General features: G+C 44.4%; 30 protein-coding genes and 1 pseudogene. All 31 read right to left on the reverse strand.

Translation table 11 applies throughout. The features are described 5' to 3' along the window. Positions 1 to 120: 120 nt before the first annotated feature. The 31 genes and pseudogenes from H9Q76_RS11925 to H9Q76_RS12075 all read right to left on the reverse strand — a co-directional run bounded on the left by H9Q76_RS11925 (position 121) and on the right by H9Q76_RS12075 (position 25,733). On the reverse strand, positions 121 to 1,452 hold the full coding sequence (locus tag H9Q76_RS11925) for an MATE family efflux transporter (protein ID WP_249321173.1): 1,332 nt from the start codon (positions 1,450 to 1,452) through the stop codon (positions 121 to 123). Positions 1,453 to 1,483: 31 nt separating this feature from the next. Further along, positions 1,484 to 1,981, reverse strand: coding sequence for a flavodoxin family protein BilS (bilS, locus tag H9Q76_RS11930; RefSeq protein WP_249321175.1), 498 nt, complete (start codon positions 1,979 to 1,981; stop codon positions 1,484 to 1,486). 50 nt (positions 1,982 to 2,031) lie between these two features. Next, positions 2,032 to 2,121, reverse strand: a pseudogene (locus H9Q76_RS13920) (VOC family protein); the annotation flags it as partial. Positions 2,122 to 2,167: 46 nt separating this feature from the next. Further along, a complete protein-coding gene (locus H9Q76_RS11940; RefSeq protein WP_249321177.1) occupies positions 2,168 to 3,079 on the reverse strand; it encodes a hypothetical protein in 912 nt (303 codons plus the stop codon). A 78-nt stretch (positions 3,080 to 3,157) separates the two neighbouring features. Continuing rightward, on the reverse strand, positions 3,158 to 3,916 hold the full coding sequence (locus H9Q76_RS11945) for an arginase family protein (RefSeq protein WP_249321179.1): 759 nt from the start codon (positions 3,914 to 3,916) through the stop codon (positions 3,158 to 3,160). Positions 3,917 to 3,951: 35 nt separating this feature from the next. Further along, positions 3,952 to 4,461, reverse strand: a complete 510-nt coding sequence (locus H9Q76_RS11950) for a hypothetical protein (RefSeq protein WP_227573534.1) — start codon at positions 4,459 to 4,461, stop codon at positions 3,952 to 3,954. Between the two features lie 346 nt (positions 4,462 to 4,807). Continuing rightward, positions 4,808 to 5,185 (reverse strand): hypothetical protein, encoded by a 378-nt coding sequence (locus H9Q76_RS11955; protein ID WP_227573533.1) that lies wholly within the window; start codon positions 5,183 to 5,185, stop codon positions 4,808 to 4,810. Then, entirely contained in the window at positions 5,172 to 5,660 is a 489-nt protein-coding gene (locus H9Q76_RS11960; protein WP_118546266.1) for a hypothetical protein, read from the reverse strand. The genes H9Q76_RS11955 and H9Q76_RS11960 overlap by 14 nt, the downstream gene beginning before the upstream one ends. Before the next feature lie 75 nt (positions 5,661 to 5,735). Then, entirely contained in the window at positions 5,736 to 6,191 is a 456-nt protein-coding gene (locus H9Q76_RS11965) for a GNAT family N-acetyltransferase (protein ID WP_227573532.1), read from the reverse strand. Between the two features lie 48 nt (positions 6,192 to 6,239). Further along, positions 6,240 to 6,851, reverse strand: a complete 612-nt coding sequence (locus H9Q76_RS11970; protein ID WP_118734513.1) for a hypothetical protein — start codon at positions 6,849 to 6,851, stop codon at positions 6,240 to 6,242. A 102-nt stretch (positions 6,852 to 6,953) separates the two neighbouring features. Further along, positions 6,954 to 7,346: a FliH/SctL family protein gene (locus H9Q76_RS11975; RefSeq protein ID WP_249321181.1), complete on the reverse strand. Its 393-nt coding sequence runs from the start codon at positions 7,344 to 7,346 to the stop codon at positions 6,954 to 6,956. Between the two features lie 114 nt (positions 7,347 to 7,460). Further along, positions 7,461 to 8,102: a GyrI-like domain-containing protein gene (locus tag H9Q76_RS11980; protein ID WP_249321182.1), complete on the reverse strand. Its 642-nt coding sequence runs from the start codon at positions 8,100 to 8,102 to the stop codon at positions 7,461 to 7,463. Then, on the reverse strand, positions 8,092 to 8,481 hold the full coding sequence (locus tag H9Q76_RS11985; protein ID WP_330594653.1) for a ribosomal maturation YjgA family protein: 390 nt from the start codon (positions 8,479 to 8,481) through the stop codon (positions 8,092 to 8,094). Before H9Q76_RS11985 ends, H9Q76_RS11980 begins: the two co-directional genes overlap by 11 nt. Before the next feature lie 25 nt (positions 8,482 to 8,506). Next, positions 8,507 to 8,665 (reverse strand): AAC(3) family N-acetyltransferase, encoded by a 159-nt coding sequence (locus H9Q76_RS14015; protein WP_118374061.1) that lies wholly within the window; start codon positions 8,663 to 8,665, stop codon positions 8,507 to 8,509. A 46-nt stretch (positions 8,666 to 8,711) separates the two neighbouring features. After that, on the reverse strand, positions 8,712 to 9,257 hold the full coding sequence (locus tag H9Q76_RS11995; RefSeq protein WP_021986011.1) for a histidine phosphatase family protein: 546 nt from the start codon (positions 9,255 to 9,257) through the stop codon (positions 8,712 to 8,714). Between the two features lie 43 nt (positions 9,258 to 9,300). Beyond that, positions 9,301 to 10,065, reverse strand: a complete 765-nt coding sequence (locus tag H9Q76_RS12000; protein ID WP_249321183.1) for a TIGR03915 family putative DNA repair protein — start codon at positions 10,063 to 10,065, stop codon at positions 9,301 to 9,303. A 9-nt stretch (positions 10,066 to 10,074) separates the two neighbouring features. Then, positions 10,075 to 11,718, reverse strand: a complete 1,644-nt coding sequence (locus H9Q76_RS12005; protein WP_249321185.1) for a putative DNA modification/repair radical SAM protein — start codon at positions 11,716 to 11,718, stop codon at positions 10,075 to 10,077. A gap of 128 nt (positions 11,719 to 11,846) precedes the next feature. Next, complete coding sequence (locus tag H9Q76_RS12010; RefSeq protein ID WP_249321186.1) at positions 11,847 to 13,025, reverse strand: ABC transporter permease; 1,179 nt, start codon at positions 13,023 to 13,025, stop codon at positions 11,847 to 11,849. Beyond that, positions 13,012 to 14,178: an ABC transporter permease gene (locus H9Q76_RS12015; protein ID WP_249321188.1), complete on the reverse strand. Its 1,167-nt coding sequence runs from the start codon at positions 14,176 to 14,178 to the stop codon at positions 13,012 to 13,014. The genes H9Q76_RS12010 and H9Q76_RS12015 overlap by 14 nt, the downstream gene beginning before the upstream one ends. After that, a complete protein-coding gene (locus H9Q76_RS12020; protein ID WP_118374039.1) occupies positions 14,178 to 15,116 on the reverse strand; it encodes an ABC transporter ATP-binding protein in 939 nt (312 codons plus the stop codon). Before H9Q76_RS12020 ends, H9Q76_RS12015 begins: the two co-directional genes overlap by 1 nt. Before the next feature lie 317 nt (positions 15,117 to 15,433). After that, the gene (locus H9Q76_RS12025; protein ID WP_249321190.1) at positions 15,434 to 16,012 is read right to left on the reverse strand and encodes a TetR/AcrR family transcriptional regulator; all 579 of its coding nucleotides are present in this window, start codon (positions 16,010 to 16,012) and stop codon (positions 15,434 to 15,436) included. A gap of 166 nt (positions 16,013 to 16,178) precedes the next feature. Further along, positions 16,179 to 16,655 (reverse strand): LURP-one-related/scramblase family protein, encoded by a 477-nt coding sequence (locus tag H9Q76_RS12030; protein ID WP_021986004.1) that lies wholly within the window; start codon positions 16,653 to 16,655, stop codon positions 16,179 to 16,181. Positions 16,656 to 16,666: 11 nt separating this feature from the next. After that, a complete protein-coding gene (locus H9Q76_RS12035) occupies positions 16,667 to 18,742 on the reverse strand; it encodes a heavy metal translocating P-type ATPase (RefSeq protein WP_249321192.1) in 2,076 nt (691 codons plus the stop codon). Beyond that, a complete protein-coding gene (locus H9Q76_RS12040; protein ID WP_117780067.1) occupies positions 18,726 to 19,040 on the reverse strand; it encodes a DUF6110 family protein in 315 nt (104 codons plus the stop codon). The genes H9Q76_RS12035 and H9Q76_RS12040 overlap by 17 nt, the downstream gene beginning before the upstream one ends. Before the next feature lie 71 nt (positions 19,041 to 19,111). Beyond that, the gene (locus H9Q76_RS12045; protein ID WP_117780066.1) at positions 19,112 to 19,654 is read right to left on the reverse strand and encodes an HdeD family acid-resistance protein; all 543 of its coding nucleotides are present in this window, start codon (positions 19,652 to 19,654) and stop codon (positions 19,112 to 19,114) included. Then, entirely contained in the window at positions 19,651 to 21,486 is a 1,836-nt protein-coding gene (gene ftsH, locus H9Q76_RS12050) for an ATP-dependent zinc metalloprotease FtsH (RefSeq protein ID WP_117780065.1), read from the reverse strand. Before ftsH ends, H9Q76_RS12045 begins: the two co-directional genes overlap by 4 nt. 31 nt (positions 21,487 to 21,517) lie before the next feature. Beyond that, entirely contained in the window at positions 21,518 to 22,435 is a 918-nt protein-coding gene (locus H9Q76_RS12055; RefSeq protein ID WP_118546292.1) for a ketopantoate reductase family protein, read from the reverse strand. A gap of 147 nt (positions 22,436 to 22,582) precedes the next feature. Further along, positions 22,583 to 23,305, reverse strand: a complete 723-nt coding sequence (gene cobI, locus H9Q76_RS12060; RefSeq protein WP_021985998.1) for a precorrin-2 C(20)-methyltransferase — start codon at positions 23,303 to 23,305, stop codon at positions 22,583 to 22,585. A gap of 64 nt (positions 23,306 to 23,369) precedes the next feature. Continuing rightward, positions 23,370 to 24,992: a DUF4153 domain-containing protein gene (locus H9Q76_RS12065; RefSeq protein ID WP_249321194.1), complete on the reverse strand. Its 1,623-nt coding sequence runs from the start codon at positions 24,990 to 24,992 to the stop codon at positions 23,370 to 23,372. A gap of 33 nt (positions 24,993 to 25,025) precedes the next feature. Then, positions 25,026 to 25,247 (reverse strand): helix-turn-helix domain-containing protein, encoded by a 222-nt coding sequence (locus H9Q76_RS12070; RefSeq protein WP_021985996.1) that lies wholly within the window; start codon positions 25,245 to 25,247, stop codon positions 25,026 to 25,028. A gap of 33 nt (positions 25,248 to 25,280) precedes the next feature. Next, complete coding sequence (locus tag H9Q76_RS12075; protein WP_021985995.1) at positions 25,281 to 25,733, reverse strand: DUF2975 domain-containing protein; 453 nt, start codon at positions 25,731 to 25,733, stop codon at positions 25,281 to 25,283. Between the last annotated feature and the right edge of the window lie 374 nt (positions 25,734 to 26,107).

The following is a 26,107-nucleotide window of genomic DNA, read 5'->3' on the forward strand; positions in this document are numbered from 1 at the left end:
CATCCCGAGCTTCATTTATAATCATCTGTTTTTTTGTCTTATCGATATACCCAAGCAATGTCGGAACCAGAAACGCCATTTTCCGCCTTATGCATGGGAGCGAACACGCACCGTGTTTATTCAGTGCAGGATTTTCGGCCATGATTTTCTGAGCGCCACATAAGAGATCAGAAAGTTTGCTAGCCAGCCGGCAGGTACGGCAAGCCAGACAAATGCGATTCCAAACCTCGGTGCACAAATCAAAGCAACCGCCAGACGAATTGCAAGATTTACCATATTGGCAACCAGAAACGGCCGCATGATTCCGAGCCCCCGAAGAACTCCATCTGTCGCCATCTTGATACCCATGAAGATAAAGAAATATCCAATCCATCTCATATAATCCCCGGATACCTGATATGCAAAAGCAGTTCCGTCTTTCCCCAGGAACAACGAGGAAATCTGCGTATGCAGTGTTTCAATGACGGCAAACGCAAGGATTGCAAAACTCACATCTAACACCAATGCAGCATGATAGCCCTTCTTGATACGCTGTGGTTTCTTCGCACCAAGATTCTGGGAAACGTATGGGGACACCGCATTGCCAATAGATACAAATATCAGTGAAAAAACATTTTCTACCCTCATCGTCGCAGCATAACCGGCAAGTGCCTGTGTACCGAACGGATTTACAACTGCCTGTACAATCATCATACCGATCGACACGGTGGACTGCTGGAGAACCGAAGGAACGGCAATACGAAGCATGGAATACAGTTCCTGCCGTTCAAACCAGCGAAAAGGGCTCTGATACTGCCGCATCCGATGAATAAAAATCAGGAAAGACAGCACTGCGGAAATTCCTTGTGCAATAAGAGTCGCAAGGGCTGCGCCGAACACGCCCAGACCCAGGCCGGCCACCATCCAGAGATCCATAAGAATATTCAATATCGACGATACGATCAGAAGCACCAATGGAATCTTCGACTCCCCGATGGAAGTAAACATGGTTGATAGAATGTTATACATAAACAGAAACGGAAATCCCATAAAATAGACCCGCAGATACAGCACCGCATCATCCAGTATATCCGCAGGTGTGTGTAATAACCGCATCATCAAATCAGAAAAGCAAAATCCAAGGACACTCAGAAGTATGCTCAAGCTTAAAAAACTGATCAACGATGTTGACACTATTGTTTTCATTTTTCCATAATTTCGGGCACCAAAATAACGGCTTACAAGCACACCGGCACCCACACCGGCACCCAATGCTACACAAATAAAAACATTGGTAAGCGCTGCACAGGCACCAACAGCCGCAAGCGCGGAAGAACCAACAAACTGACCAACGATTATGGAATCAGCCATATTATATACCTGCTGGAAGAAGCTGCCGAGAATCATAGGCATCGCAAATACGGTCAACGCTTTCAGAGGCGCATCTGTAATTAAATATTCATCTTTTGACATTATTGTTTCCTCCTGAACTTTCCCGGTCTGTTCATAATGTCTTTTTTAATCTTTCCAGATCATCCGCATCCGGGTGGGATAAAGCGCGATCAAAATTCTCAATCAGCATATCAAGATTCGCCGGATGTTCCGGATTCTCTTTCATTTTAATATAACGGTCGCGCACAGACTGCGGCATCTTTCCCTGACACATATACGCTCCGATAACCTCATTGCTGGAATCAATAGATTGTCTGACCTGCTCAAGAATTTTGTTAAAATATGTGTTGCTTCCACCGAAGCCGGCTGTTCCAAACAAAAAAATCTTCTTATTTTTTAGTTTCGATAACAATTCTAATGTCTTATTGTCTGCGTTTCCTTTGTCCGTCCAAAAACCGATATACAGCAAATCAGATTCCGGTACCTGTAATTCATTCCCGCCAAAATAATCACACATATCCTGAGGCAGCGTTTCATGGATTGTATCTGCCAGTTTCTTTGTATTACCGGTTACGCTGCTGAAAATTATCGAATAATTATTTGATGTCATCCTTCTTTATCTCCCTTCATTTCCTGCTAACTTCTATTAGAGTAACATAATAATAGCATATCCAGTCCAAATAAGTCGTGATAATATTTTCTTGCACGCTCTATGTCTTTCACGACAATAAGTATATTTCTTAATTTCATATTTGCTTCTCCTTATAATGCAGAAACTTATATTCCGCATTTCTCCTCAGAACAGATCCAACATATTATCCAGATAAATCGCTTCCCTCACATGAATCTGATACTCCGGCTTCGTCATATAATAAAGCACAAATTCCAACACCAACGCACTTCCTAATCCGCGTCCTTCAATCTTGAAATTGGAAAATCCCATCGGCAGATAGACGTCTTTTATCGCATCAACTCCAATAAATCCCGGATTCGACATTGCCTTTGAGAACCGGTATCCCTGTTCCGACTCTGGTGCCATGCATCGATGATCCGGTGCTTTTATGCCAAGTGCTTTCCGGCTCACATCCTCATAACATACTTTCCGTTCTTTGCACCCAAACCAGCAACATTCATTGCACAAAAACTCAACCTTCGCCTTTTCTTCATCCGTCAACGTATGCAGATCTTCAAACCGTTTATTCAACCGGAAATCAGGCACTACATAACGAAAGTCGTCCCGCTTTAGTTCATCCCGGAACTGTTCAAACTCCGTCAGAACCTTTGTGGTCGATGAGACAAGATACAAGCCCGGATACTGCCTCTTCAGATACGCCAGTAATAAATCCGAATGCACAATCACTCCATTTTGCACTGTTCCACCTTTTTCAAATAACGTGCAAAGTGTGTTGCATTTCTTGTCAGATAAGTGTTCTTCCTGCAGCAACGAATTACTGAATGTCAATCTCGTGGAAATACCATATTCCTGCATCAGATGCAGCACTTCCTGTGCACTGTGTTCGCCGTCTCCGATCCGTCCACCGCCCCAGATACAATCTGCCGGTGCCCCATAGATGGAACCAATCTCACACCAATCATAAAAGTATTCCCGATGCTTACGAAATAACGGCAGAAATAATTCGTATAACTCATAGAATTCAAATAACCCCGGAAGGTGGTAATATACAGTTTTCTGTGTGGTTTGCTTCATTTATCGGTTCCTATCTCTTCATACCCTAACCTCTGGTACAAATTTCTTGCTCTTGTATTTCGCACATTTGTATCCAGCTCAACTACAACAATAACTACGCAAAAATCGAAACAGCTCTACGTTTGTCTTACCATTTACACCCTCTGCCTGAAAATATTCCGGCAGGGCTATCGCTGTAGAGCATTCCCCGCAGATATCTATACCATATACGGGTGCCCGCTCCAGAAAATATTGAAGCATATGTTCAAGCATCCCCAGCGTCAGTTCGCCTTGATTCCAATTTGTTTCACTGTATTGTTCAGAAAGCACATCCTTGTCGATTGAAATGTACAACGGTACACCGCCGTGAATCCGTTTTAACCGTTCCACACCTTCTCCTTTACGGATTTCCTCTGCGGAAAAAGTTATGAGTTTATCCAGATGCTTTGTACGAATTTGTTTTATATCGTCTTCCGCCGGCCCGATCAAAATAAATTGTTGCAATGCCGGATTCTGATCAAGAACCATTCCCGCCCAATCGCCACAGCTCATCATTCCTTCCATTAACGGTTGCTGCATATCTGTATGATGATCGAAAACAATCAAAGAAAACGGGCTGTGAATCTGGTCCGTAAATATCTTCGTAACATAATGATAATTGCCAGAATCCACAAAATGGATTCCATGCACTCCATACGGCTCTATTCTCCTGCAAATCTCCCGCTCTGCCTGTGGAGAACAATACAGGTTGCTTCCTTCAATATCTGAACAGTCAATCCACGAAAATTGCTCTCTGTCTGCACATATTTCATCATCATATACATGTGTAAAATCCAAAATCAAATGATATGGTTTCATCTGTAATTCACCCCTAATAATATACAAACAGAAAGTTATCTTTTAATAGTATCATTTTTTTCGTATGGTATTGGAAGATTATGTTCTTTCTGTAATTGCCCTATTTTATCACAAATAATGTCATACAAATTATTATCTGTATAAGCAATTTTATCAATATCAACCTCATTTTCTGGAATTATACCGCTGTTAAATTTTTGAGCATACATACCACACTCTTTTATATAAGACATTATTAACGTTATTTCTTCTTTTTCTATGTTCGAAAATATTGACTGTTCTAATAATTTCTTACTAATAAAATTGCAGAAATAAGAATGATCTTCATCCCAATTTATATTACCATCGTCTTGCGCTTCACAACGAAGTTCTTCTATTTCTCTTAACAACTCTCCCTGTAAATTATCTGCCTGTCCACTTTTAGGAACATAATTTTTCCATATATATTTACACTCATCAAAATACTTTTGACTATAATCTGTTGCTATAATTTTTTCAATTGTTAAACTACTGCTTTTCCTTTTTAATTTATCAAATATTCCCATTATTTATCCTCATAATCCATCAATAACCTGTTATATACGGAAAGCAGGACAGTTGACTTTCAATCATCTATCCTGCCTTTATTTACCTCATAACTATTTACACTTTTTCGTTTTCCCGTGCTTCCGGCACTTCCATAGTAATCGCATCCACATCGTATTCCGGAGCATGCTTCATCACAATATCATAGATTGCAGACTCATAATCCTTACTTGAATACTCCTGTATCTTAAATTAAATGAATTGAACTATGTCGTCAAGCATTTTTATATTTATTGTGTTTTTCCTATCTGATCAACCGTGTACCAAACTGCAAGTCACACTTCACCTCTTAGAAATTATAAACTTTTACTCTTGCGGATATGGTTCGATTCCCAAAGAATACTTCACCTCGTCACACAATTCTTCATAGGATAAATCATATGGAAAAGGCTCTGCATCATCCATAATATTGTTCATTAGCTCATCCAAATCCCCACATTCTATTACAATAAAGGGCTTTTTACTAAAAAGGACTTCATCCACTCTGAAAAATAATCCTTTATATGTAAATACTGATCGTTCAGAACGATGCATTTCTTCAAAATCATCTGAACAGCTTGTTGTTTTAACCTCATAAGGTAAACGGATTTCGTATTTTGAAGCACCTAATTGAAGCATAATTTGTTCTATCGTATCTTTAACCGCTTCAAAATCAGCTCTTGATACATCTTCATACCACCACATCTTTGTCCCCTCTGCTATTTCCAATGTTACTCTCCAGCCTTTTATTATATGCAGTCAATATTCTTCCTGAATGATCCTCTGTATGTTCAAATAAAAGCCATTGTTCACATTCCTCTTCATAATGCGGATAAGCATTGGAAATATAGCATTCTATTCTCACGCCGTTATCCATTTCAACGAACAAATCATTGGATTTACTAATGGATATGCTTGTCACTTTTCCACCAATTATCTGATTCCGAAACTTATCTGTATTGAACCATTCATCATTATGTTTGCTCTCTTCTTGATCCCAAGAATTGTAATCCATCGTTGTTATTATCAAGTCATCATTAAGAAAAATTCTAGTCAATCCCAATCCATGCAATACGAGATTATCGCTGAAACAGAAATCCAGCATTTCACATATGCAGTTAAGCCCTTCAAGCCGTTTTCCAACCCAAAGATTAATAAAATCATTTATCGTTTTATCCATGATAATCCTTTCCTTATGAGTGGTCTCACCTAACACTCATATATTTTTCTGTACTTTCACTGACAATGGTTAGAATCACGAAAGTTTATATTGCATAAAATTTTTATTCGGAACAAATCCAAAGTTCGAATATAACTTAACGCCCATATCTGACGCTGTGATCTGCACTGTTCCACAGCCATATTCTTTTGCATCATGAACAACGCGTGTTAACAGCTCTTTTGCGATACTTTTTCTTCTGTAGTCCGGATCAGTAAACATGCTGGATAGTAACCCTATCTTTCCACTTGGGCAGCCAAAATATGGCGGTTTCTCTACAAAAGATATCCCACTCGTTCCAATAATCCTATCCCCGTCAAAAGCAAGCCAAGACACGAATGTTCCATCTCCCATATGGCGTATATAATACTGCTTTAATGCAGGTACCAAATCAATATCCTCCTTAGCACCTTCTTCTCTCAGTTGCTTTATCCGCATATCAATAAACGTATTCAGTTCTTTCTCTGTCAGTCTTCTATACTCTATTTTCATGGTATCCTCCCCCTGATTTTACTTATAATTTCTCGTAACCCTTGGCAGCTAATCCACCCCATGCTTTATCTTCGCCTCAATCTCTTTCAGCTCAGTTATTCTATCTATCCTGATAATTGTCTTTATGTTATTATCGAAGCCATTAAACAGGCAAATCAATTCATATCCAATTTCCCGAAGTTCTTTGGCAACGATATTTGCTTCCAGTATATCGTAGTTTATTTCAGATGTAATCTCTTTTCCAGACAAAGAATAATTCATAACTTCACGTCGATATTCAGAATTTACCCTCTCCGCGTTCAATTGTTTTCCTGAACCAATACTCAACAAAATTCTATTAATTCCTTTTACAAAGCTATCTATTCCGATGGTATTGTCCAATAAAAAAGCAAAACCATTTTTCTCCAATTCTCTTATCCAACAGTCATAGAAAGTATTGAAATGTTCCTCATCTTTACGGTCAAGCAGCACATGATACTCCGGCAGAGTATTTATATCATATCGCCTGTCCGTAATTATCTCATTGAATGCTTCGTAAAGTTTTGCATCTATAGTCCCTTCCTCAAAGACTAAATCATAACCATCATATTCACATGAAATGCTGAATAACTCCGGTTTCATTTGTTTTTTACTTTTTATAAAATCTATAAAATGTCTCACTTTTATGCCCCTAATTGAGTTTCAAACAACAAAATGCCTATTATATATGTAAAGCAGGACAGTTGACTTTCTATCATCTATCCTACCTTTATTTACTAACAATTATACTTTTTCATTTTCCCGTGCTTCCAGCACTTCCGTAGTAATTGTGTCCGCATCGTATTCCGGAGCATGCTTCTTCACAATATCATAGATCGGCTGGATAGTTTCAACAGATTCTTTAAGCTCATCTGCAATCTGTTCAAGCGACTTATTCTTCTGAAGTTTTTTGATAATTGAATTCACAAGACGACGATACCCTTCTGCGCGACCTTCTGCAATTCCAGATGAATACCCTTCCGCACGTCCTTCTTCCACACCATCGTTAAACCATTCCTGCTTCGCATTCTCCATCTGCTTTTCGTATGTCAGATCAAACATCATAATTTTCTGCACATCCTCTCCGCGTTCCAGCAAAAAATCCTTTAAGATATCCTCTGCAATGCAACGGTTCACCGCATCTCTGATTGCAGTCTCATAATCCTTCTCGCCCTTTTCTGCCTTTGCAAGATTCTCATTTACATATCCAACAAATATTGTTCGTTTGATACACCAGAAATTGCCAGTTAATCACTTGGTATCTAACAATGCTATCGGATGCCGGATAACCGTTTTCCATTTTTCAGGAGCAACTTTTCTTGCATCTGAAAGATAAATTTCATGATGCAATCTATCTCTTGACAGATCATTTTTATATCCATTTTCCTGCAAATATGTATCCATGATTTCAACAGTCGCCGGTTCATCATCAAATGCTCCAAAATGCATAATCTGAACGCATAAGCCTTCTTCTATCGTGATAAACTCTGCCGACGAGCAATCCAGTTTCTTCTTTTTTGTAGCGGTTTCTACCGCCCAGTCAAAATCCTTCTTCGTAATAAAATCTGGAAGTCTTATCACGGAAATCCAATTAAATGCATCCTTATTCGAGTAATCAATCCCATCAACATCATCCTGCCACCAAAAGCCTTCGAGCGGTGGCACAACATATTCGAAGAATCCATCTATTTTGTAATCCGTCTTGTAACTCATCTTAAGTGTATATGCAACTGCATATAAAACGCCAATCGCCTGCTGATACGCACCATCCTTTTCATTCGGATTGCCTTTTCCTCTTACTGCAATATAGTTTGCCTTTGGAACATTCACTATCTCCGGCTTGTTCTTCGGCATATAAAATTCCTTGTATTCCTTCTTAAAATCAAACGCCATTTGTTCTCCCTTTTACATTCTTTCGCTTCAACACCTCATACACGCCAAGCAATATACACCCAACGGCATAACACAGGATATCTTTCCAATCAAATACGGAACCGACCAGAATACTTAAGAAACGATTTTTCTGCCAGCCTAATGCTTCCACAATATGGAACATCTGCAAAGCCTCGACCAGTGCCGCAAAAATAAATACATACAGCGGTAACAGTTTGCATCGCTCCGGTACAAATATTCTTATAAACGTATATATCACAACCACAACCAGCACGTCACCAATATATGGTCTTACAAATGCATCATGCACATATATCGCAATCAACACTTCAATCAATAGCAAAATCACAGTTGCTATTGCATATCCGATTCGCTTCATGTTCTTCTCCATTCAACAACATGCACTATAATCTTCCTCTGTTTTCTTCTATCCATTTAACCGCATAGTCAACGATCTGTCTCTGACTCATTAATTTGACTGTTGCATTTCCAATCTGAACGGTATGTACTGTATGGAATTTCTCGAAATCTTCTCCAATCTGTGTAAAATCTTCTCCCCATATGTCTCATTATGTTTCATTTTCTGTCGAAAATACCCGACTAATTCCCTTAAAATTCATACTTTCTCAACTCACAATTCTTTATCCCAAATGCTGCAAATTCCTCATTCGTCATATCGTGGAAATATGATTCAATAATACGGGAGATTCCGTTATGCGCCACCAATAGGTACACCGTTCCTTCGCTTTCCGCTTCTTTCTTAATATCATCCAGCAGATTATAGATTCTCTGGGAAAGCTTCAGCATGGACTCTCCACCATCATAGCTGTTGACAAACTGCGCCTTGGCAACAGAAAATTCCGCACCATTTCGCGGGGTGGACTCATACCGTCCAAAATTCTGCTCTTTTAAGCGCATTTCTTCCTCTGCCGGAACGCCTGTCACTTCCGCAATATGCTTTGCGGTATCTGCCGCACGCATCAGCGGTGAATACAGAATCTTATCAATATGGATTCCTTCTGCCTTGATCCGTTCGCCCAATTCCTTTGCCTGTGTATGTCCAAGTTCTGTGAGTGCAATATCCGTCGCGCCACAGATTTTATTCTCCACATTCCAAATTGTCTGTCCATGTCTTGTAAAATAGAAGTATGCCATCGTATCTGTTCCTCCTGTATTTTCTACTAAGATACTACCATATCTAATCCTTGAATTCCACCACATGTTTCCGTTTCCAGATCGGGAAGAGATTCCGCTGGCAGATATAATTCTCGCGCTCTTTGATTCCAACCGCGTGGAAAAATGTCTTCCACATATCGGTATATTCATCCTCGTACTCCTCCGTCTTCCGAAGCGTCTCAAATTCCGCATCGGTCAGATAACGCAGATAATTCGTCCCATCCTTCGGATGCACGCATGCGGTCTTCCTTGTATCATCAATGATCATCCAATGCTCTGACGGCATACGATCTGCAAAATGTCTGCCAACCAGCATGATCACATCGCTTTTCGGTTCCAGATGGCTCACATAGACTTTCCCGTTTAACGACTGAAACCGCGCGAATTCCCGGAAATGGTGGCTCTCATTCCCCACCTTCCGCCGCAGTTCCAATATCCGCATCACATGCGGGTTCGTATAATAATCAAGCACACGGCAGCCAGCGGCGAATCCAACCCGCAGGAAATTATAGATTGCCTGCAATGCATCTTCCTCTGCGGAAAGCGTCGCATAATAGACATCCAGATACGCCTCATCCGAGATATCTCTACGGATGGAACGAATCACCTTCTCTGCCTTTTTGGCATCGCCATCCACATGAATGTACTCATCGAACATCGTCTGTTGAAATACTGGCTCTTTCTTCACTTGTATCTGTTCGTGACCGATCCGCAAGGCTTCCACCCATGCATCGTAGATGCAGGTCATAATATCCTCCAACCGGTCTTTACATGTATATATCTTCATAACTACAATCTACCCAATTCCGAAATCCGCCAGAGACATCTGCGTGAACGATTCATTCGCGTGCTCCGCCTTCCATATATCCTTCTGATCGACACCGGTCAACTGCCTTGTGATATACCCTTCCTCGATCGGTGTGTGATACATCTGCCTGCCGCCGCAGGTAATGAAATATTGTGCCCGTTTCAGCACGACACCCATCTTCTTCAGGGAAGCGAAATCCAGCCTGCCATAACGTCTTGCATATGCGATCCGCCCTGCCGATTTCGGTCCGATGCCCGGCACACGGAGTAACATCGCATAGCTTGCAGTCTGCACTTCCACCGGAAATTGATCCAGATGCCGCAGTGCCCAGTCGCACTTCGGATCAACCAGTTCATTGAAATTCGGCTTCTCTTCCGATAACAATTCTCCCGCCTGGAATCCATAGAACCGGAGCAGCCAGTCCGCCTGATACAACCGGTGTTCCCGCAGAAGCGGTGGCGGTGTTCCGATCTGCGGCAACACTTTATCCTCATTCAGTGGAATATATGCCGAATAAAAGACCCGTTTCAAGTCGAAGCCCTGATACAACTGCTGTGTCGTCTGCAGCAACGTATAATCGCTCTCGCCGGTTGCCCCGATAATCATCTGCGTGCTCTGTCCCGCCGGTGCAAACCGCCGCTTTAATTTCGACATATCGAGCGGTGCTAGCTGATATGCGTTATCCCATGTGAGAGCACTGTCCAGAACCGTTCCGTTCATCTTCGCAGCCAGATTCGCAATCGTATTCTGCACATCTGTCTCTCCAGTTACCGAACCACCTGAACCTGCGCCATAATTTTCCTCTTCAGCCTTGTTTCCATAAGAACTCCTAGACTCCTGAACTACTGCTCCATCCGCAACGATTTTCCCGGCTTTCTTCTCCTTCATCAATCCATCCGCGAACTGCTTCTTCGACTCTGTCCCGAAGATACTCTGCTTCAGGAACTGATTGCCTTTGCTTCGCTCCATGTGTGCGGATTTCCCGATTGCCATCCGATGCGACGCGATCGTGTTCCGCACCTTTCCCATCGGATCTAAGATCGTCTGCATCGTCTTATTCGGTGCCAGTGTCCGCAGTCCTTCCTCCGTCGGCAGTTCCATATTCACGCTGATACGGTCTGCCAGATATCCTGCTGCCGCAAGCAGTTCATCCGATGCGCCGGGAATCGTCTTCACATGGATGTAGCCGTTAAAATGATATTTCGTCCGAAGCAGAAGCAATGTCTCGCACATCTTCTCCATCGTGTATGTCGGATTCTTCAGAACGCCGGAGCTTAAGAACAAGCCTTCAATATAATTCCGCTTGTAGAATTCGACCGTCAGCTCGCAGATCTCCTGTGGCGTGAAGGTCGCCCGCTTCACATCATTGCTTGCACGGTTGATGCAGTATTTGCAATCATAGACGCAGTGATTCGTCATCAAGATCTTAAGCAGGGAGATACACCTGCCATCCGAAGCAAAGCTGTGACAGATGCCGCAAGCTGCCGCGTTCCCGAGTTCTCCTTTCTTCCCCCGGCGATCCGATCCGCTCGACGTACACGCCACATCGTATTTGGCAGCATCCGCAAGAATCTGCAGCTTCTCCTGTGTTGTATATTCTTCTATGTAATTGTTTGTAATCTCTGTACTCATGTCCTCATTATACGAACAAACGTTCTTGGATGCAAGGATTTTTTGCGAACATCCGTTTGTTTTTTTCATAAATTTTCTAAAAACATCAAAACAGGCGAAGCAGAATTTCCACTTCACCTGTTTCAAGATTACGCCACTACCCGTTTCTTCGCCGACACGATATTCGCCACAATAATATAGAACACGCCATATAAAGCCATCACCAGCATATTGATAAATACCGGTTTCAGCCCCGAGACGCTTACCGTCTCCAGTGTCTTCAGATATTCATTCGTCTGAATATACCAGTACGCCGGGAAGATACGGCCCACGGCAAGCACACCATCCGGCAACCATTCAACCGGAATAAATGCACCACACAGAAATGCCGAGCCGAGTGCCACAACATTCACGATTCCATTGACCGCCTCCTTGTTGTTGAAGATGCTTGATATCAGGAATGCCATCGTCAATGCACACAAGGTGAATACGAACGAATTCGCCAGATACATGGCTCCCTGCGCACGAAACATTACCTTCCCGACAATCACGAAACTGATCAGACCGTAAAACAGCCATAGTGCGATTGCAAAAAGCAGATTCGATGCAAGCAGGATCGCATTATGCTTCTTATAATTCATACTGCTGATCGTGATACGCTTGCGGATCGGCAGCTCCTGGAAACTCGTAAGTACCAGACAGATCACGAAGATCGCACCGGCAAGCAGACTGTAGCTTGCAAAATTATAATAACCCGCTGCCTTCGACATGCTGTTTGTATCAAGTGTCGTCGTCACATGCACGGTTGATGTCTGTTCCAAAGTCTGCGTGATATCCTTACAGACTTCCTCCTCATTCAGAGATATGTTTTTTTCATCCGGATTCGCCTGCAGAGCGGCATCCACGTAGTTTTGCTGTATGGCAAGATAGCTTTCGACCATCATCTGCGCGAAGCTCGCATCCGCCGACTGGCAGCTCTTGTACCGAAGTTCCGGGGTTTCGCCGTTCAGTACCGCCTGCCGGTAGCCCTGCGGAATATAGATTACAAATGCTACCTGCCGGTAGAAGATTGCATCGTCTATGTCCTCTTCGCTTTTCAGTTCTTTCCGTTTGCTGTGTGCCGCGATATAATCTGTAAAATTCTTCGTGATTCCGACATTTTCATCCTGATTTACAATGACGATTTCCGGCTTGTCCGCAGTAAACTGGCTTGTTGTATCCCCGCTTTTTGCGTTGATGCCACCGAACAATAAAAGCAGCGCCGTATACAGGATCACCATGCCGTTACATTTATTCAATACATGCAGAAATGCTTTAAATACTGTCATACTTCTGCCTCCTTAATCCCTGTGCGGACACAAGCAGCATGAAGGCAGAGAAGATTCCAAGACTCGCTACATCCATCCAGAAACGCTTGTCCACGCCATAATAATACAGTGCATAATATCCATCCGTGATCATCGACGCCGGGTTGATTTTATCTAAGAACGGCACATGTTTCTCGATGATATATTTCATGGTAATTCCCATCATGCCAGACAGGAAACAGCACGCCATCGTGATGCCGATCAGGATTCCAAGCTTTCCATTCTCGCCGGTCTTGACAACCGTAGTCACCATGATTGCAAGCGTCAGCCCCGCCAGACTCCCCGCAAGTGCCAGCAGGATTACGTATGGCAGATTCTCCCCGTAATCGACCTTCATCACGAAGATTGTATACACAAACAGAATCGCAAGCCCGATCAACTGTGTGCAATATGCGGCAAGCAGGGATGAAAACATCGTCTTTGCCTTGCTGATTGGAACGATGGCTGTACGCTTTCCGAGATTTCCCATGTTCGGAAGGTTCCTGCTCAGTGCCGTCATTCCGAGGATACCGCCATACAAACAAGCCATCGCAATCAATGTGTAATACTCAATCATCGTATAACTCATATTCGCACGGGATGCATCGACAAGATTCGACTTTCTGCCTGCCACCTGCTCCATTACATTTTTGTAGAGTCCCTCGATATCCGGCATCGCGCCCTGCTCAAGCTCATTTTGTACACGTTTTTCCATGATTGCAGAGGTATGTACGATCTCGTCTACCACATATTGAAGCACTGTCTGGTTGATACCATTTTCGTGAATCCAGATCTCCGGCTCCGCGCCATTCATGTACAGCACGCCGTCGACATCCCCATCCGAAAGCAGCGTATCTGCTTCATCCTTCGACACATACACCGTGTCAAACATCTGCTCATCGCTTGATTCATCGCTCAAAGTCTCAAATGTCCGGCGGAATGCTTCGTTTCCCTGAAAATCCTCGTTATCGACAATCGCAATCGGGATCACGTTCAGCTTCTCGCTGTTCTCGATATTGGAGAATGCCAGCTTGAACATCGTGCCAAGCACGAGCGGAAACACAAATGTCCAGAACAAAAGCATCCGGTTCCGCATCAGGACTTTGAATGTATACTTAAAGTTATGTCCAAACATCAGTCTCTAAGCTCCTTTCCGGTCAGCTCCAGGAACACATCGTTGAGCGTCGGACGCTCGGAGAAGATCTTGTTGCAGGTGATTCCCGCCGCACTCAGTTCCTCGATCAGCTTCGCCACGTTATTTTTTCCGCTCTTATAGGTGATTACAAGCTGATGGCCGGCATATTCTGCCTTGTCAACATTCGGTGCCGCCTGCAGCTTCTCTAAGAATTCCGGTTTGAAATGCTTCGTCTCGATCGTAACCTTCTCCTCGATCTTCGCAAGTGCCTTTAACTCGTCGGACGTTCCCTGCGCAATGATTTTTCCCCTATCCAATATGATGATCCGGTCACACAGAATCTCGACTTCTTCCATATAATGTGTCGTGTAACAGATTGTCGCGCCATCATCCCGCAGCTTCCTGATACCATCCAAAATGTTGTTCCGGCTCTGCGGATCGACTGCAACGGTCGGCTCATCTAAGAAGATCAGCTTCGGCTTGTGCGCGATACCACATGCGATATTCAATCTCCGGAGTAATCCGCCCGACAACTGCTTCGGATAATATTTGCGGAATTCATCCAGTCCGACTAATGCGATTGCATCCTCGATATCCTTTTTTCTCTCCTGCTTATCCTTCACATACAATCCACAGAAATAGTCAATATTCTCATACACCGTAAGCTCCTCAAACACCGCTACCTCCTGGAAAATCACACCGATATCCCGCTTGATCTTATAGGCATCCGGTGTCATCTCCTCTCCGAAGATCTTGATACTTCCCGCGCTGTATTTTAACAGCGAGAGGATGCAGTTGATCGTGGTTGATTTTCCACTTCCGTTTGGACCAAGCAGCCCAAGGATCTCTCCCTGCCGGATCTCAAACGACAGATCATCGACCGCCTTTTTCTGTTTATATTCCTTTGTCAGATTCTTTACTTCTACAACTGCGCTCATTTCGCTTTTCCACTCTCCTTTTTATTCCCAGCAATTGCGATATTGTTTCTATATATTTCAATATTGATTTATACGATATACAATGTATTGAATCTGAGAAGTTCTAAATGTTCTGATCTATATTTCCATCCAATACGCCACCGCCGCCAATTCGCCATCCATGGCTCAGTGGCGGCTTGTTTGAACATCGTGTTCAAACATGGCTAATATAATTACAGAACATTAAGAACTTCTATGATTCAAACATATCGTATATCTTTATAAATCAATATTAAAATATATACTGAAATCAATATCGCAATTTCCGTGGTTCATATTTATTCATCCCTCGGCTTCTTGTCATACATGCTTCCGATCTTCATTTGTCTTACGGTGTCCGTTAGCAGTTCTTCAATCTGCTCATCCGTAAATGCAACCGTTCCCGTTGCAACCATGCTTGCGATTCCATGTGTGAAAATCCACACTTTCAGATGAAATGCTTCCTGTTCCGTCCTGTCATACCCGGTGAATTCTGCACCTTTCTCTAAAATCTGATTTCCCATATTATCCTTCTCAATAAATTCCGTCGGAGAAATCTTCGAATCTCCCATAAATAATATCTTGAAGAAATCCGGGTAATCCTTCGCGAACCGGATATACGCAAGTCCCATGCCCCGATACGCTTTTTCTTCCTTGGAACCTGCAATCATGTACGACTGGTATATCTTCCGGATGTGTAAGATCGTCGCCTGCTTTAGATCCTCCATGTTCTCAAACTGATAGAAGATCGGCTGTACCGAACAACCAAGCTCTTTCGCCACCCGGCGGGCATTGATTGCAGACAGGCCTTCTTTCTTCACAACCGCACACGCTGCCTCAATAATATCTTCCTTCAAAAATTTTGTTGCCCTTGGCATAAGCCCCTCCATATTTATTTTATAACATTTGTTATGTAACTTTCGTTATATTATAGTGAATAAAAAAAGAAACGTCAAGCAGATCTCGATGAGATGCAGCTACATTCCTGTCTCCTGCACATTCATCTGCCCAACGTTTCCTTTTCTGATTCTATATTCTCACTGATTAATCATTATTGTTGCTACAATTTGCGGCGTCGATTGCGAGTACGAGCATCAATCCTAAGATCTCATCCTCTGGATTCGCAATGTCTATCACATAGGTATCGCCCCAGCGGAACAATTCCTTGCCGATATGTGCGATGCAATAACTGCCATCATACACGTCGTAATCCCATCCGAAGAGATCACCCTGCACCTGCCAGCCATGATATTCAATATCATATCTCGGCGTAAAGAGGGAGAATCGTCTCTGAATCCGACCGATTGTCCGTCCGCCGATCTCGACTTCGAACACCGGAAGCAGATGAAATATCTCCTGATGGATCACGCCTACTTCCTGATCATACATATCATAGATATGCATATGATGACCGATATTGAAGAATTCCGTCTTCACAAAATATTTTGGATTGCCATATTCATCGTAGATATCATACGTATCCGTCCACGCAAATACGCGCTGCTTTATCATTAACCGCATAGGTTATCTCCTTATAATACAAGGTCCTTCATCGAATGCAGCCCAATTGCCAGTGTCGATGTGTTGTGCATCAACGCCGAGGTTGTCGGCTGGATCACGCCTGCAACACCAAGTACGATCAGTCCGGTATTAAATCCAACGATCGTTCTGTAATTTCTTCGGATTCGTCTTGTCAGTGCGGTACTGATCTTCCGCAATGTGATCAGTTCATTCAAGTTATCTGCTCCAACGGTAATGTCCGCGATCTCCCGTGCAATCTCTGCACCATCACTGATTGCAATACCGATATCCGCTGCCGAAAGTGCCGGTGAATCATTGATACCGTCACCGATCATGATAACCTTATGTCCCTCTGCCTTCGCACGCTCCACGTAGCTTGCCTTATCCTCTGGAAGTACCTCAGAATAATACTCGTCCACGCCAACCTTCCGTGCGATCGCACAGGCTGTCCGCTCACTGTCACCGGTCATCATAACAACCTTTGCAAATCCAAGCTCTTTCAGTGTCCGGATCACATCGGCTGCCTCATCACGGATCGGATCTTCGATACAGATGACAGCCACCAGTCGTCCTTCTACTGCCATATACAGATGTGAATATTCCTCTGGCAATGCATCGAACTTCTCCTGCATACCTTCCGGAACCACACAGCCCTCATCTTCAAATACAAAATGATAGCTTCCGATAATTGTCTTTCTTCCTTCTACCGTAGTAGAAATACCATGTGCTACGATATAGGACACCTTCGAGTGGACCTCTTCATGCACCAGATTCTTTTCGCTTGCCGCATCAACAACTGCACGTGCCATCGAATGAGGGAAATGCTCCTCGAGACATGCGGCGATCCGCAGCAGTTCATCGCTGCTTTCATTGCAGAACGATACAACATCAACCACGCGCGGTGCTGCTTTCGTCAGCGTTCCGGTCTTATCAAATACGATCGTATCCGCTTCCGCCATCGCCTCTAAGAACTTACCGCCCTTTACCGTAATGCTTGACTTGCTCGCCTGCCGGATTGCGGACAATACGGAAATCGGCATTGCCAGCTTCAACGCACAGGAGAAATCAACCATCAGGACCGACAGTGCTTTCGTCACATTCCGTGTGAAAAGATACGTTGCGGCTGTACCAAGTAACGTATACGGTACAAGCTTGTCTGCCAGATGCGACGCCTTACTCTCCAGAGAAGATTTGAGTTTCTCGGATTCCTCGATCATCGTGACAACCTTCTCATACCGGCTCGAACCACCGACCTGGCGGACACGGATGCAAAGCTCACCTTCTTCCAGCACCGTTCCTGCATAGACATAGGAATCTGCCTGCTTATGTACCGGCAAAGGTTCGCCTGTCATCGATGCCTGATTCACCATCGCATCGCCATCGACAACCGTTCCGTCAAATGGGATCACATTTCCGACATGGATCACGATCTCATCATCCACATGGATAGATTCTGCAGATACCTGCACTTCCTGTCCGTCCTTCTTCAACCAGACTTTTCCGATGTTCAAGGACATGCTCCGTGCAAGATCCCCGACGGATTTCTTGTGTGTCCACTCCTCTAAGATCTCGCCGATTCCAAGCAGGAACATAATAGATCCTGCCGTCTGGAAGTCTCCACGGAATACGGATACACCGATTGCCGTGCCATCCAGAACCGGAACTTCGATCTTTCGATTTGCTAATGTTTTCAGTCCGTTCGTGATATATTTTACCGAACGGATGGCAGTCAGGGTGTTCGCGATCGGCATCGGTAAGAACATCCGGTTGATGCATCGCATTAAAACCTTGTCTACCAGTTTTTCTTTGTACTCTTCATTCACCTGTCTTCCAGAATTTTCCAGATAGGATTCCGGCACATCTGCCGTCTCATAATGGAACCGCCGGAGCGCTGTTATCATCACTTCCCGGCTTCCCTCATAACAGACAACCGCATCGCAGGTCGAATGATTTACCTTCGCAGAACTGACATGTTTCATGCTGTCAAGATAATACTGAAGGATATCGGCTTCCCGGTACGACATGTTCTTCTGTGCAACATGAAAACGAATTCTGCCTCGTATCTCATGTTTAATCACAAATTTCATTTTCTGTCGCCTGCTCCTCTGCTTCTGCTTCGTCCTCAACTACCTGTGCCTCTGCTTCGATCTCGCGGTCTGCGTTGATCTGCTTTGCCTCTGCATAGATATCGCTTGCATTCTCCTGTACATTGGTCACGGTCTTCATGATGCAGTCCTTTGCACGAAGGACAGCGGCTGTACCATGTGAGTAAACCTTCTTTGCATCACGGCTTGTCAAAAGCTTGATTCCTGCTGTTCCGAACAATACACCTGCTGCAAAAATCCCTGTTTTCTTTCCATCGATCTTTTTAAAAAAATTTGACATAATAATTACCTCCTGTTAGTCTAATCTAACTACATATATTATCACAAATTTTCTAAAAAATAAATATTTTTTTACCAATCCTTTCCAAGTTTACTGCAAGCCGATACTACACTGTCTACTCCTAATATAATCAGGTATGTACCTATCAAAAATCCGACTGAGAACAAAGCAATCTGCGGCCAGAATATCATCAGCACACCTACTACCAGACCGATCACATTGATGACCAGTGAGACATAGAAATACCTTCCTCTGTACAAACTCCGGATAAATCCAAGATGACACAGCTTCGATACGCTGTGTGCGATAAACCATAGCGGAAGCAGCAATGTTACAACCAGTTCGCCTATGTGCGGATATGCCATCAGCGCCAGACCGGTGATCACGCTGATCACCCCGGCAGCCAGAGACACGCACGGTGCAAACCCAATGTAACGTTCCGACTTGGCATAGAAGATAATATCGGTAATTCCGGTCACGATTGCCATCACACCATAGAAGATCGTAATCCAACGCAGAATCCCCCCCGGCGATGCAATCGCCAAAGCGCCAAGGATTATAAGAAGAATACCCTCGATCAGTTCCAGCCATCCATAGCCTGTGTGTCTTTTCATAGAGCGGCTCCCCCTTCCTTATTCAGAATCTCCATAAATTCATCACCGGTGATTGTCTCTTTCTCATAGAGGTGCATTGCCAGAATATCCAGCAGACGCTTGTTATCGACAAGCAGCTTCTTCGCCTTCTCATGCTGTGCGCGCACAAGCTCGACCACCTTATGGTCAATCTCTTTCTGTGTATCTGCAGAACAGCAAAGAGAGGTATCCCCACCCAGATACTGGTTTTCTACCGTCTCCATCGCTACCATATCGAACTCCTCGCTCATACCATACCGGGTAATCATCGCACGCGCCAGCTTCGTTGCCTGCTCGATATCATTCGAAGCACCGGTTGTGATCTCTCCGCATGCCACTTCCTCTGCTGCACGGCCACCGGTGAGTGTCGCAATCTTGTTCTCGATTTCTTCCTTCGTCATCAGATATTTGTCGGCCTGCTCCACCTGCATTGTGTATCCGAGCGCACCGGATGTACGTGGGATAATCGTAATCTTCTGTACCGGTGCAGAATGGCTCTGCAACGCAGCCACCAATGCATGTCCGACCTCATGATATGCAACCGTTTTTTTCTCCTTATCCGAAAGCACGGCATTCTTCTTCTGATAACCGGCAATTACAACCTCGACACTTTCTTCCAGATCTGCCTCGGTTACAAATGTCCGGTTCGAACGGACAGCACGAAGCGCGCCCTCGTTGATGATATTCGCAAGCTCGGCTCCAGATGCACCGGATGCCATACGTGCAATCGTATGGAAATCTACATCATCGCCAACCTTGATTTTTCTTGCATGTACCTTGAGGATTGCCTCACGGCCTTTCAGGTCAGGCAGTTCCACCGGTACACGCCGGTCAAAACGTCCCGGTCTAGTCAGTGCCGGATCAAGGGATTCCGGACGGTTCGTTGCCGCCAGAATGATAACACCATTATTTCCTTCAAATCCATCCATCTCAGTTAAGAGCTGGTTCAATGTCTGCTCCCGTTCATCGTTGCCGCCGTACTTGCCGCCGTCACGCTTCTTACCGATCGCATCAATCTCATCGATAAATACGATACATGGTGCTTTCTCCTTTGCCTGCTTGAACAAATCACGCACCTTTGATGCGCCCATACCAACAAACATCTCTACGAACTCGGAACCGGAGATTGAGAAGAATGGTACATTTGCCTCACCGGCAACCGCCTTAGCAAGCATTGTCTTACCAGTTCCCGGAGGGCCGACTAACAAAAGTCCCTTCGGCATAGACGCACCGACGTCGGTATATTTGGTCGGATTGTGCAGGTAGTCAACGATCTCGGCTAAGTTTTCCTTTGCCTCATCCTCACCGGCGACATCTGTAAAATGAATTCCTTCGGTGGACTGCACATATACCTTCGCATTGCTCTTTCCACCCATACCGAACATCATGGAATTCTTACCGCCAGCCTGTTCCATCATCTTCCTTGCGAGGAATCTTCCAAGAATCCAGAACAACAACAGTGGAAGAACAACCGACATCAAAAAGCTCATAAATGGAGATGTCCTCGTCTCGATTTCTTTCGAGAACTTCGCACCGCTGTCATAGAGCCGCTGTGTCAAGTCATCGTCCGGCATGAGTCCGGTCTTGTAGATTGCGCTCTCCGCCTTATCCGTAAATGTGATCTGTGTACTGTCGATCTGTACCTGACCGATATCTTTATCCTCGGTCATCTTCATGAATGTTCCGTAATCAACTTCCTTTACCTGCCGCTCTGCCAGCATTGGGGTGATAAATAAATTAAACACCAGCAATACTACCAGCACGATTCCATAATAGAAGATCAACGGACGTTTTGGTGATTTTACTTCTTTCATCTCTGCATACTTCCTTTCTTTGTCTAGATTATTACTCTCCGTACTTCTCCTTCAATACCTTCACGATCATCTCGTAGTTCGGCATCTCTACTCCATATTGTTCTCCAAGACGAAGCGGCTCATACAGCAATCCATCGATTTCCGATGGTTTTCCTGCCCAGATATCGCGCTGCATGGAAGTCGAAGCCTCCGGTACAAGCGCATCTAAGATGTCCAGATTCGTCTTCTCAATATCAACCAAAAATGGGATTCCCATTGCTGTTGCAAGTGCGTCAATCTCCTTCATACACCGGATCAAAAGCATCCGCTCTTCTCCTGCGCGCTGGAATACTTCTGCCGTCGCATCATAATACAGACCGCAGGCTGCCATCGGCGATACATACGCGTATTTCTGAAATGCATCCCGCTCGATCTGGTCAGAAAGTACCGCATCAATGCCTGCTGCCTTTAATTCCTGCTCTAAGAGGAACATCTTCCGGCAAAGCGCCTGTCCCTTCCGTGCGCCAAATACGATACGGAAGATATCGCCTTTTTGTAAGATCACACCCGGCTCCTTGATCTCCGCCGCAATGTAGATACAGCCATCTACAACTGTTGCATCCGGCAGCGCCTGCTGCAGCTTTGCACCGGTTCCGTAGATGTTCAGGATCGGAACGATCAACGTCTCCGCATCACTATGTTCTCTCAAAAATGGAATGATATCCGGAATCGAATATCCTTTGACACACACAAACAGGACATCCGGAATCTCCGCATATCCTGCCTCATCAACTGCCTTTATGTCTGTCACGGTAAATGTCCGGCTTGGTGACTCCACACATATACCATGTTCTCTGATTGCTGCAAGATGCTCGCCACGCGCAATCAATGTTACATCCTGTCCGGCTTCCGCTAAGAATGCACCAATGCTTCCGCCGCATCCACCGGCTCCTATAATTGCATATTTCATATACGATCTGCCACTTTCTATATGCTCAAGTGGTTTCTCCTTCCCTCTTTTTTCTTCTGTCTCTGATCTGTGATACATATTCTATAACAGATTTATGTTTGTTTTGTGAACAAATCCGTTATTGGAAGAATTTTAATGAAAATATCGTTATTTGTCCTGTTTTTTCACCTTCACAATCACAATTGTAAGGTAGCTTGCCGCCTGTGTCAACGCATCTATCCCATGCATCACACGTTCCTCCGGCAGTCCGCAGTTCGAGACGCCATAGACCTCCAAATATTCTCCCTGCTGTCTTCTCCGCACAAGCTCTGTCCGAAGCATGCCGATCAGCTGTTCCAGTTTCTTCCCCGACTTCATATAGATCCGTGTCCCGTCATAGTCCGCGGTATCTTCCACCGCGTAGCTGCCCGGAATAATATGGATCTCCTCGCCCTGATCCGCAAGGGAGATTCCAAGTCTTGCCGCCACCGCACAGAAAGAAGGCACGCCGCTGATCATCGACGCAGGCATCCCCGCCGCAAGCACTCGCCGGTGAATATAATGATAGGTCGAGTACACACTTGGATCACCGATCGTAAGAAATACAAGCGTCTTTCCCTGCCGCATCCGTGCCTGCACCTCGGCAAAGCAGCGATCCTGTGCCGCACGAAGCACATCCGCATCCTTCGTCATCGGAAACTGCATCGGGCAGATCTCCTTTTCTTCGATCTCCGGTACGACCTGCCGCACGATCTTATAAGCATAACATTCTTCTTTCTTCTCATTTGGCAGTAAGATGCAGTCACTCTCCCGGATCGCACGCACCGCTGCCAGCGTCAGAAGCTCCGGATCTCCCGGGCCGACTCCGACGCCAATCAATCTTCCTTCCATCTATCTGTTTCCTCCTGCAACACATACCAGCCAGATTCGCTAACTGATAGCTGTCTGTCATATTTTAATTTTCCAGGTAATTCTCCAGTGCCGTTTTTCCACGATACGTGCTCACATTAAAGGTCCGGATACCCCGTCGGCTCGTACATAGATTACTATGATAGGTAAGCAGGCTCTGCGCCTCATCATCGTTCTCATCGGTCCAGATTCCACGTGCCTGTGCCCACTCCAAAAACTCAAACACCGCAGGCGTCCGATCCGCCGAGCCAGCCTGCAGATCATATTGCATCAGGTCGATCAGCCGGATCTCCATATCGTCCGTATCGACATCCTCCGCCATCCATGTCTGCACATCCGCACGTGCACACGCAAGATTATAACACGCGATATACGTATCCGGATGTGACAACGCAAACGCGATATACAAACCGCCACATGCAACGATCATATATTTCATCAGTGGGAATGTATTCTTATACAGATAGATGATCGTGCCAGTGAAAAGCACAACCAATACCAGCAGTCCAAACAGCACCAGCACACGCAGATACGTCAGATGATATGCCCGAATGTACATCAACATCCGCACTGCCGAAGAGCCGATCATCACATAGGTACAGCCACACATGATCGTAAGAATCGTCCGAAGCACCCGGCTTTCTGCAAATGCACGGTTGCAAACCAGAACAATTACCAAATTTACAGCCGCAACAAAAAGCAACTGGAAGAATCCCTGTCTCGCATATTCCGAATACGAATACCCGGCTGGCAGCATCTGCTTTCCAAGAAATGGCGACAGGATCTGAATGATTGCGAACACTGCATATAATGCAGTCAGCAGACCACAGAACGTAATACCGATCATCGGCTCCACCATCCGCTTTTCTTCACAGTCGATCTTCGGCGGCTGTATCACCATCTTGCAGAAGATTCCATATACGGTGACAAATACCGCAACGAGCATCATCACGAAGCCTGCCAGATTCCCGGATAACTGCAGATTTCCAATACTCCGGTCGACAATGTATTTGAAGATGGCATCAGCCTCGGACAGCACGATCAACATTAAAACCAGAAATGGCAGTGCAATCAGCACACCAACCAGCACATAGATTGCCTTGGATTTTTTCTTTTCCCGCTGTCTCACATACACATAGCAGTCACTGAATCCACGGAACAGATACCCAAGCGGCGAGAACACGGTGCCTATCACAGCACGAATATATTTCCCGACACCCCATTTCTCTGCATCGCAAAAGCAGGTAAAAAAAACCGTCATCGAAAGCAGATAGATTCCTATGTAATTACATGCAATCAGGAAGCGATCTCCAGTCAGGAAAATCGATACGCCAAGCAGCAGAATTCCTATGTAATAAATCATCGTATGCGGATTTGATGTCTTATCCTCGCGGTTATCGTACGCCTTGCTCTGTGGTGCATGTGAGCAGACATAATATAAGAACCCAATCGTTGCAGCCGCAAATAAAACCGTCATAATACCATATGCATTTTTATACAGGCAGATGGTTGTCACAACCGCGTATATGATTGCCGCAAATCCACCCGTTCCAAACCGGGTTGCCCGTTCCTTCATATCCTGATTATCTACATATGGCATCATCTGTTTTGGCTCTTGTTCCTGTATATTCTGATTGTTTAAATTTTCTTGTTTTTGTTCATTTCCCATATTGAAAACGCTCCTTTCCAGATACGTTCTATCTTATTCGTCGTTATCCTCTTCATCCTCATAGATCAATATATCTCCCGGCTGGCAGTCGAGTGCCTTACAGATCGATTCCAATGTGGAAAACCGCACCGCCTTCGCCTTGTTATTCTTCAAAATCGACAGATTCGCAAGCGTAATATCAACTTCCTTCGCAAGCTCTGTCAGCCCCTTTTTCTTCTGTGCCATCAGCACATCCAGATTCACCTTTATCGCCATATCACCACCGCCTTTTCTTATATGGTAACGTCCCTAAATCGTAAAATCATTTTCTTCCTTGTACTGCACCGCTTTGTCAAACACGATGGCAAGCACGCGGGAGAAAAGACCTGCGATCAAAAATACTACAACAATGATAAATACAGCTGGCGTGAAGTAAAGTGGAATCCTGCAAAGCATCACCGCCATGATTGCGAAGCTGTATATGCCCATTCGGTTCAGGCTCTTCACATTTTCCTTCACGAAGCAGTCATCCGCAAGCACCGTCCGAAACATCTTCCGAAGCTCTCTTAGAATCAGCACTGCGAACACACCTGCCGTCATGAAGATCAGCACCATCCAGATATAATATTCTCCGAAAAATGGATTGATCACAGTTCCATACCATTTGAATGACACCGGTAAAGTCAGCGTCACAACCATTCCAACAAAATACATGATATCCAGCAGGACCTTCGTCGCGCCGGCAATTTTATTTTCTTTCATACCTATATGTCCTCCCACATCTTTTCTAAACTGCGCGTTTTATTTCTTAACCTTTCTACACTTTACACGATTCATTATTGAATGTCAATATATTTTTATTGTTTTTCGATAACTTTTTATTGTTTATCAACCAAATGAGGAATTGTGCATAAAAAAAGAGGGTGAAATGTAGAATGAGAGTCCCGTTTGTAACGCAAGAGTCCCTCTTTGTAAATGAAAATCTCATTTTGTAAACGAGATTCCCACTTTGTAAACGAAAATCCCGTTTTGTAAGCGAATTTCCCGGATTTTCATTTGTACATTGACATGTTATAATACGTTCAGCAATAAATTTGCACACGACAATAAGAGATCAATTCCCGCTCGAAATTTTT

The organism is Wujia chipingensis, from assembly GCF_014337155.1.
Taxonomy (GTDB): domain Bacteria; phylum Bacillota; class Clostridia; order Lachnospirales; family Lachnospiraceae; genus Coprococcus_C; species Coprococcus_C hominis.

What these genes read in the sequence shown, in the direction of transcription:
- H9Q76_RS11955 (WP_227573533.1), bottom strand. Translation starts at nt 5,185, where the DNA reads ATGTGGTGGTATGAAGATGTATCAAGAGCTGATTTTGAAGCGGTTAAA.
- bilS (WP_249321175.1), bottom strand. Translation starts at nt 1,981, where the DNA reads ATGACATCAAATAATTATTCGATAATTTTCAGCAGCGTAACCGGTAAT.
- H9Q76_RS12035 (WP_249321192.1), bottom strand. Translation starts at nt 18,742, where the DNA reads ATGAAATTTGTGATTAAACATGAGATACGAGGCAGAATTCGTTTTCAT.
- H9Q76_RS11925 (WP_249321173.1), bottom strand. Translation starts at nt 1,452, where the DNA reads ATGTCAAAAGATGAATATTTAATTACAGATGCGCCTCTGAAAGCGTTG.
- H9Q76_RS11945 (WP_249321179.1), bottom strand. Translation starts at nt 3,916, where the DNA reads ATGAAACCATATCATTTGATTTTGGATTTTACACATGTATATGATGAT.
- H9Q76_RS12025 (WP_249321190.1), bottom strand. Translation starts at nt 16,012, where the DNA reads ATGCCAAGGGCAACAAAATTTTTGAAGGAAGATATTATTGAGGCAGCG.
- H9Q76_RS12040 (WP_117780067.1), bottom strand. Translation starts at nt 19,040, where the DNA reads ATGTCAAATTTTTTTAAAAAGATCGATGGAAAGAAAACAGGGATTTTT.
- H9Q76_RS11985 (WP_330594653.1), bottom strand. Translation starts at nt 8,481, where the DNA reads ATGAAGCGAATCGGATATGCAATAGCAACTGTGATTTTGCTATTGATT.
- H9Q76_RS11965 (WP_227573532.1), bottom strand. Translation starts at nt 6,191, where the DNA reads ATGAAAATAGAGTATAGAAGACTGACAGAGAAAGAACTGAATACGTTT.
- H9Q76_RS12045 (WP_117780066.1), bottom strand. Translation starts at nt 19,654, where the DNA reads ATGAAAAGACACACAGGCTATGGATGGCTGGAACTGATCGAGGGTATT.
- H9Q76_RS12075 (WP_021985995.1), bottom strand. Translation starts at nt 25,733, where the DNA reads ATGAAAGAAAATAAAATTGCCGGCGCGACGAAGGTCCTGCTGGATATC.
- H9Q76_RS12065 (WP_249321194.1), bottom strand. Translation starts at nt 24,992, where the DNA reads ATGGGAAATGAACAAAAACAAGAAAATTTAAACAATCAGAATATACAG.
- H9Q76_RS12030 (WP_021986004.1), bottom strand. Translation starts at nt 16,655, where the DNA reads ATGCGGTTAATGATAAAGCAGCGCGTATTTGCGTGGACGGATACGTAT.
- H9Q76_RS12015 (WP_249321188.1), bottom strand. Translation starts at nt 14,178, where the DNA reads ATGTTTGGACATAACTTTAAGTATACATTCAAAGTCCTGATGCGGAAC.
- H9Q76_RS12005 (WP_249321185.1), bottom strand. Translation starts at nt 11,718, where the DNA reads ATGAGTACAGAGATTACAAACAATTACATAGAAGAATATACAACACAG.
- H9Q76_RS11995 (WP_021986011.1), bottom strand. Translation starts at nt 9,257, where the DNA reads ATGGCATACTTCTATTTTACAAGACATGGACAGACAATTTGGAATGTG.
- H9Q76_RS12070 (WP_021985996.1), bottom strand. Translation starts at nt 25,247, where the DNA reads ATGGCGATAAAGGTGAATCTGGATGTGCTGATGGCACAGAAGAAAAAG.
- H9Q76_RS11980 (WP_249321182.1), bottom strand. Translation starts at nt 8,102, where the DNA reads ATGGCGTTTGATTTTAAGAAGGAATACAAGGAATTTTATATGCCGAAG.
- H9Q76_RS12020 (WP_118374039.1), bottom strand. Translation starts at nt 15,116, where the DNA reads ATGAGCGCAGTTGTAGAAGTAAAGAATCTGACAAAGGAATATAAACAG.
- H9Q76_RS12010 (WP_249321186.1), bottom strand. Translation starts at nt 13,025, where the DNA reads ATGACAGTATTTAAAGCATTTCTGCATGTATTGAATAAATGTAACGGC.
- H9Q76_RS11940 (WP_249321177.1), bottom strand. Translation starts at nt 3,079, where the DNA reads ATGAAGCAAACCACACAGAAAACTGTATATTACCACCTTCCGGGGTTA.
- H9Q76_RS11950 (WP_227573534.1), bottom strand. Translation starts at nt 4,461, where the DNA reads ATGGGAATATTTGATAAATTAAAAAGGAAAAGCAGTAGTTTAACAATT.
- H9Q76_RS12055 (WP_118546292.1), bottom strand. Translation starts at nt 22,435, where the DNA reads ATGAAATATGCAATTATAGGAGCCGGTGGATGCGGCGGAAGCATTGGT.
- cobI (WP_021985998.1), bottom strand. Translation starts at nt 23,305, where the DNA reads ATGGAAGGAAGATTGATTGGCGTCGGAGTCGGCCCGGGAGATCCGGAG.
- H9Q76_RS11960 (WP_118546266.1), bottom strand. Translation starts at nt 5,660, where the DNA reads ATGGATAAAACGATAAATGATTTTATTAATCTTTGGGTTGGAAAACGG.
- ftsH (WP_117780065.1), bottom strand. Translation starts at nt 21,486, where the DNA reads ATGAAAGAAGTAAAATCACCAAAACGTCCGTTGATCTTCTATTATGGA.
- H9Q76_RS12000 (WP_249321183.1), bottom strand. Translation starts at nt 10,065, where the DNA reads ATGAAGATATATACATGTAAAGACCGGTTGGAGGATATTATGACCTGC.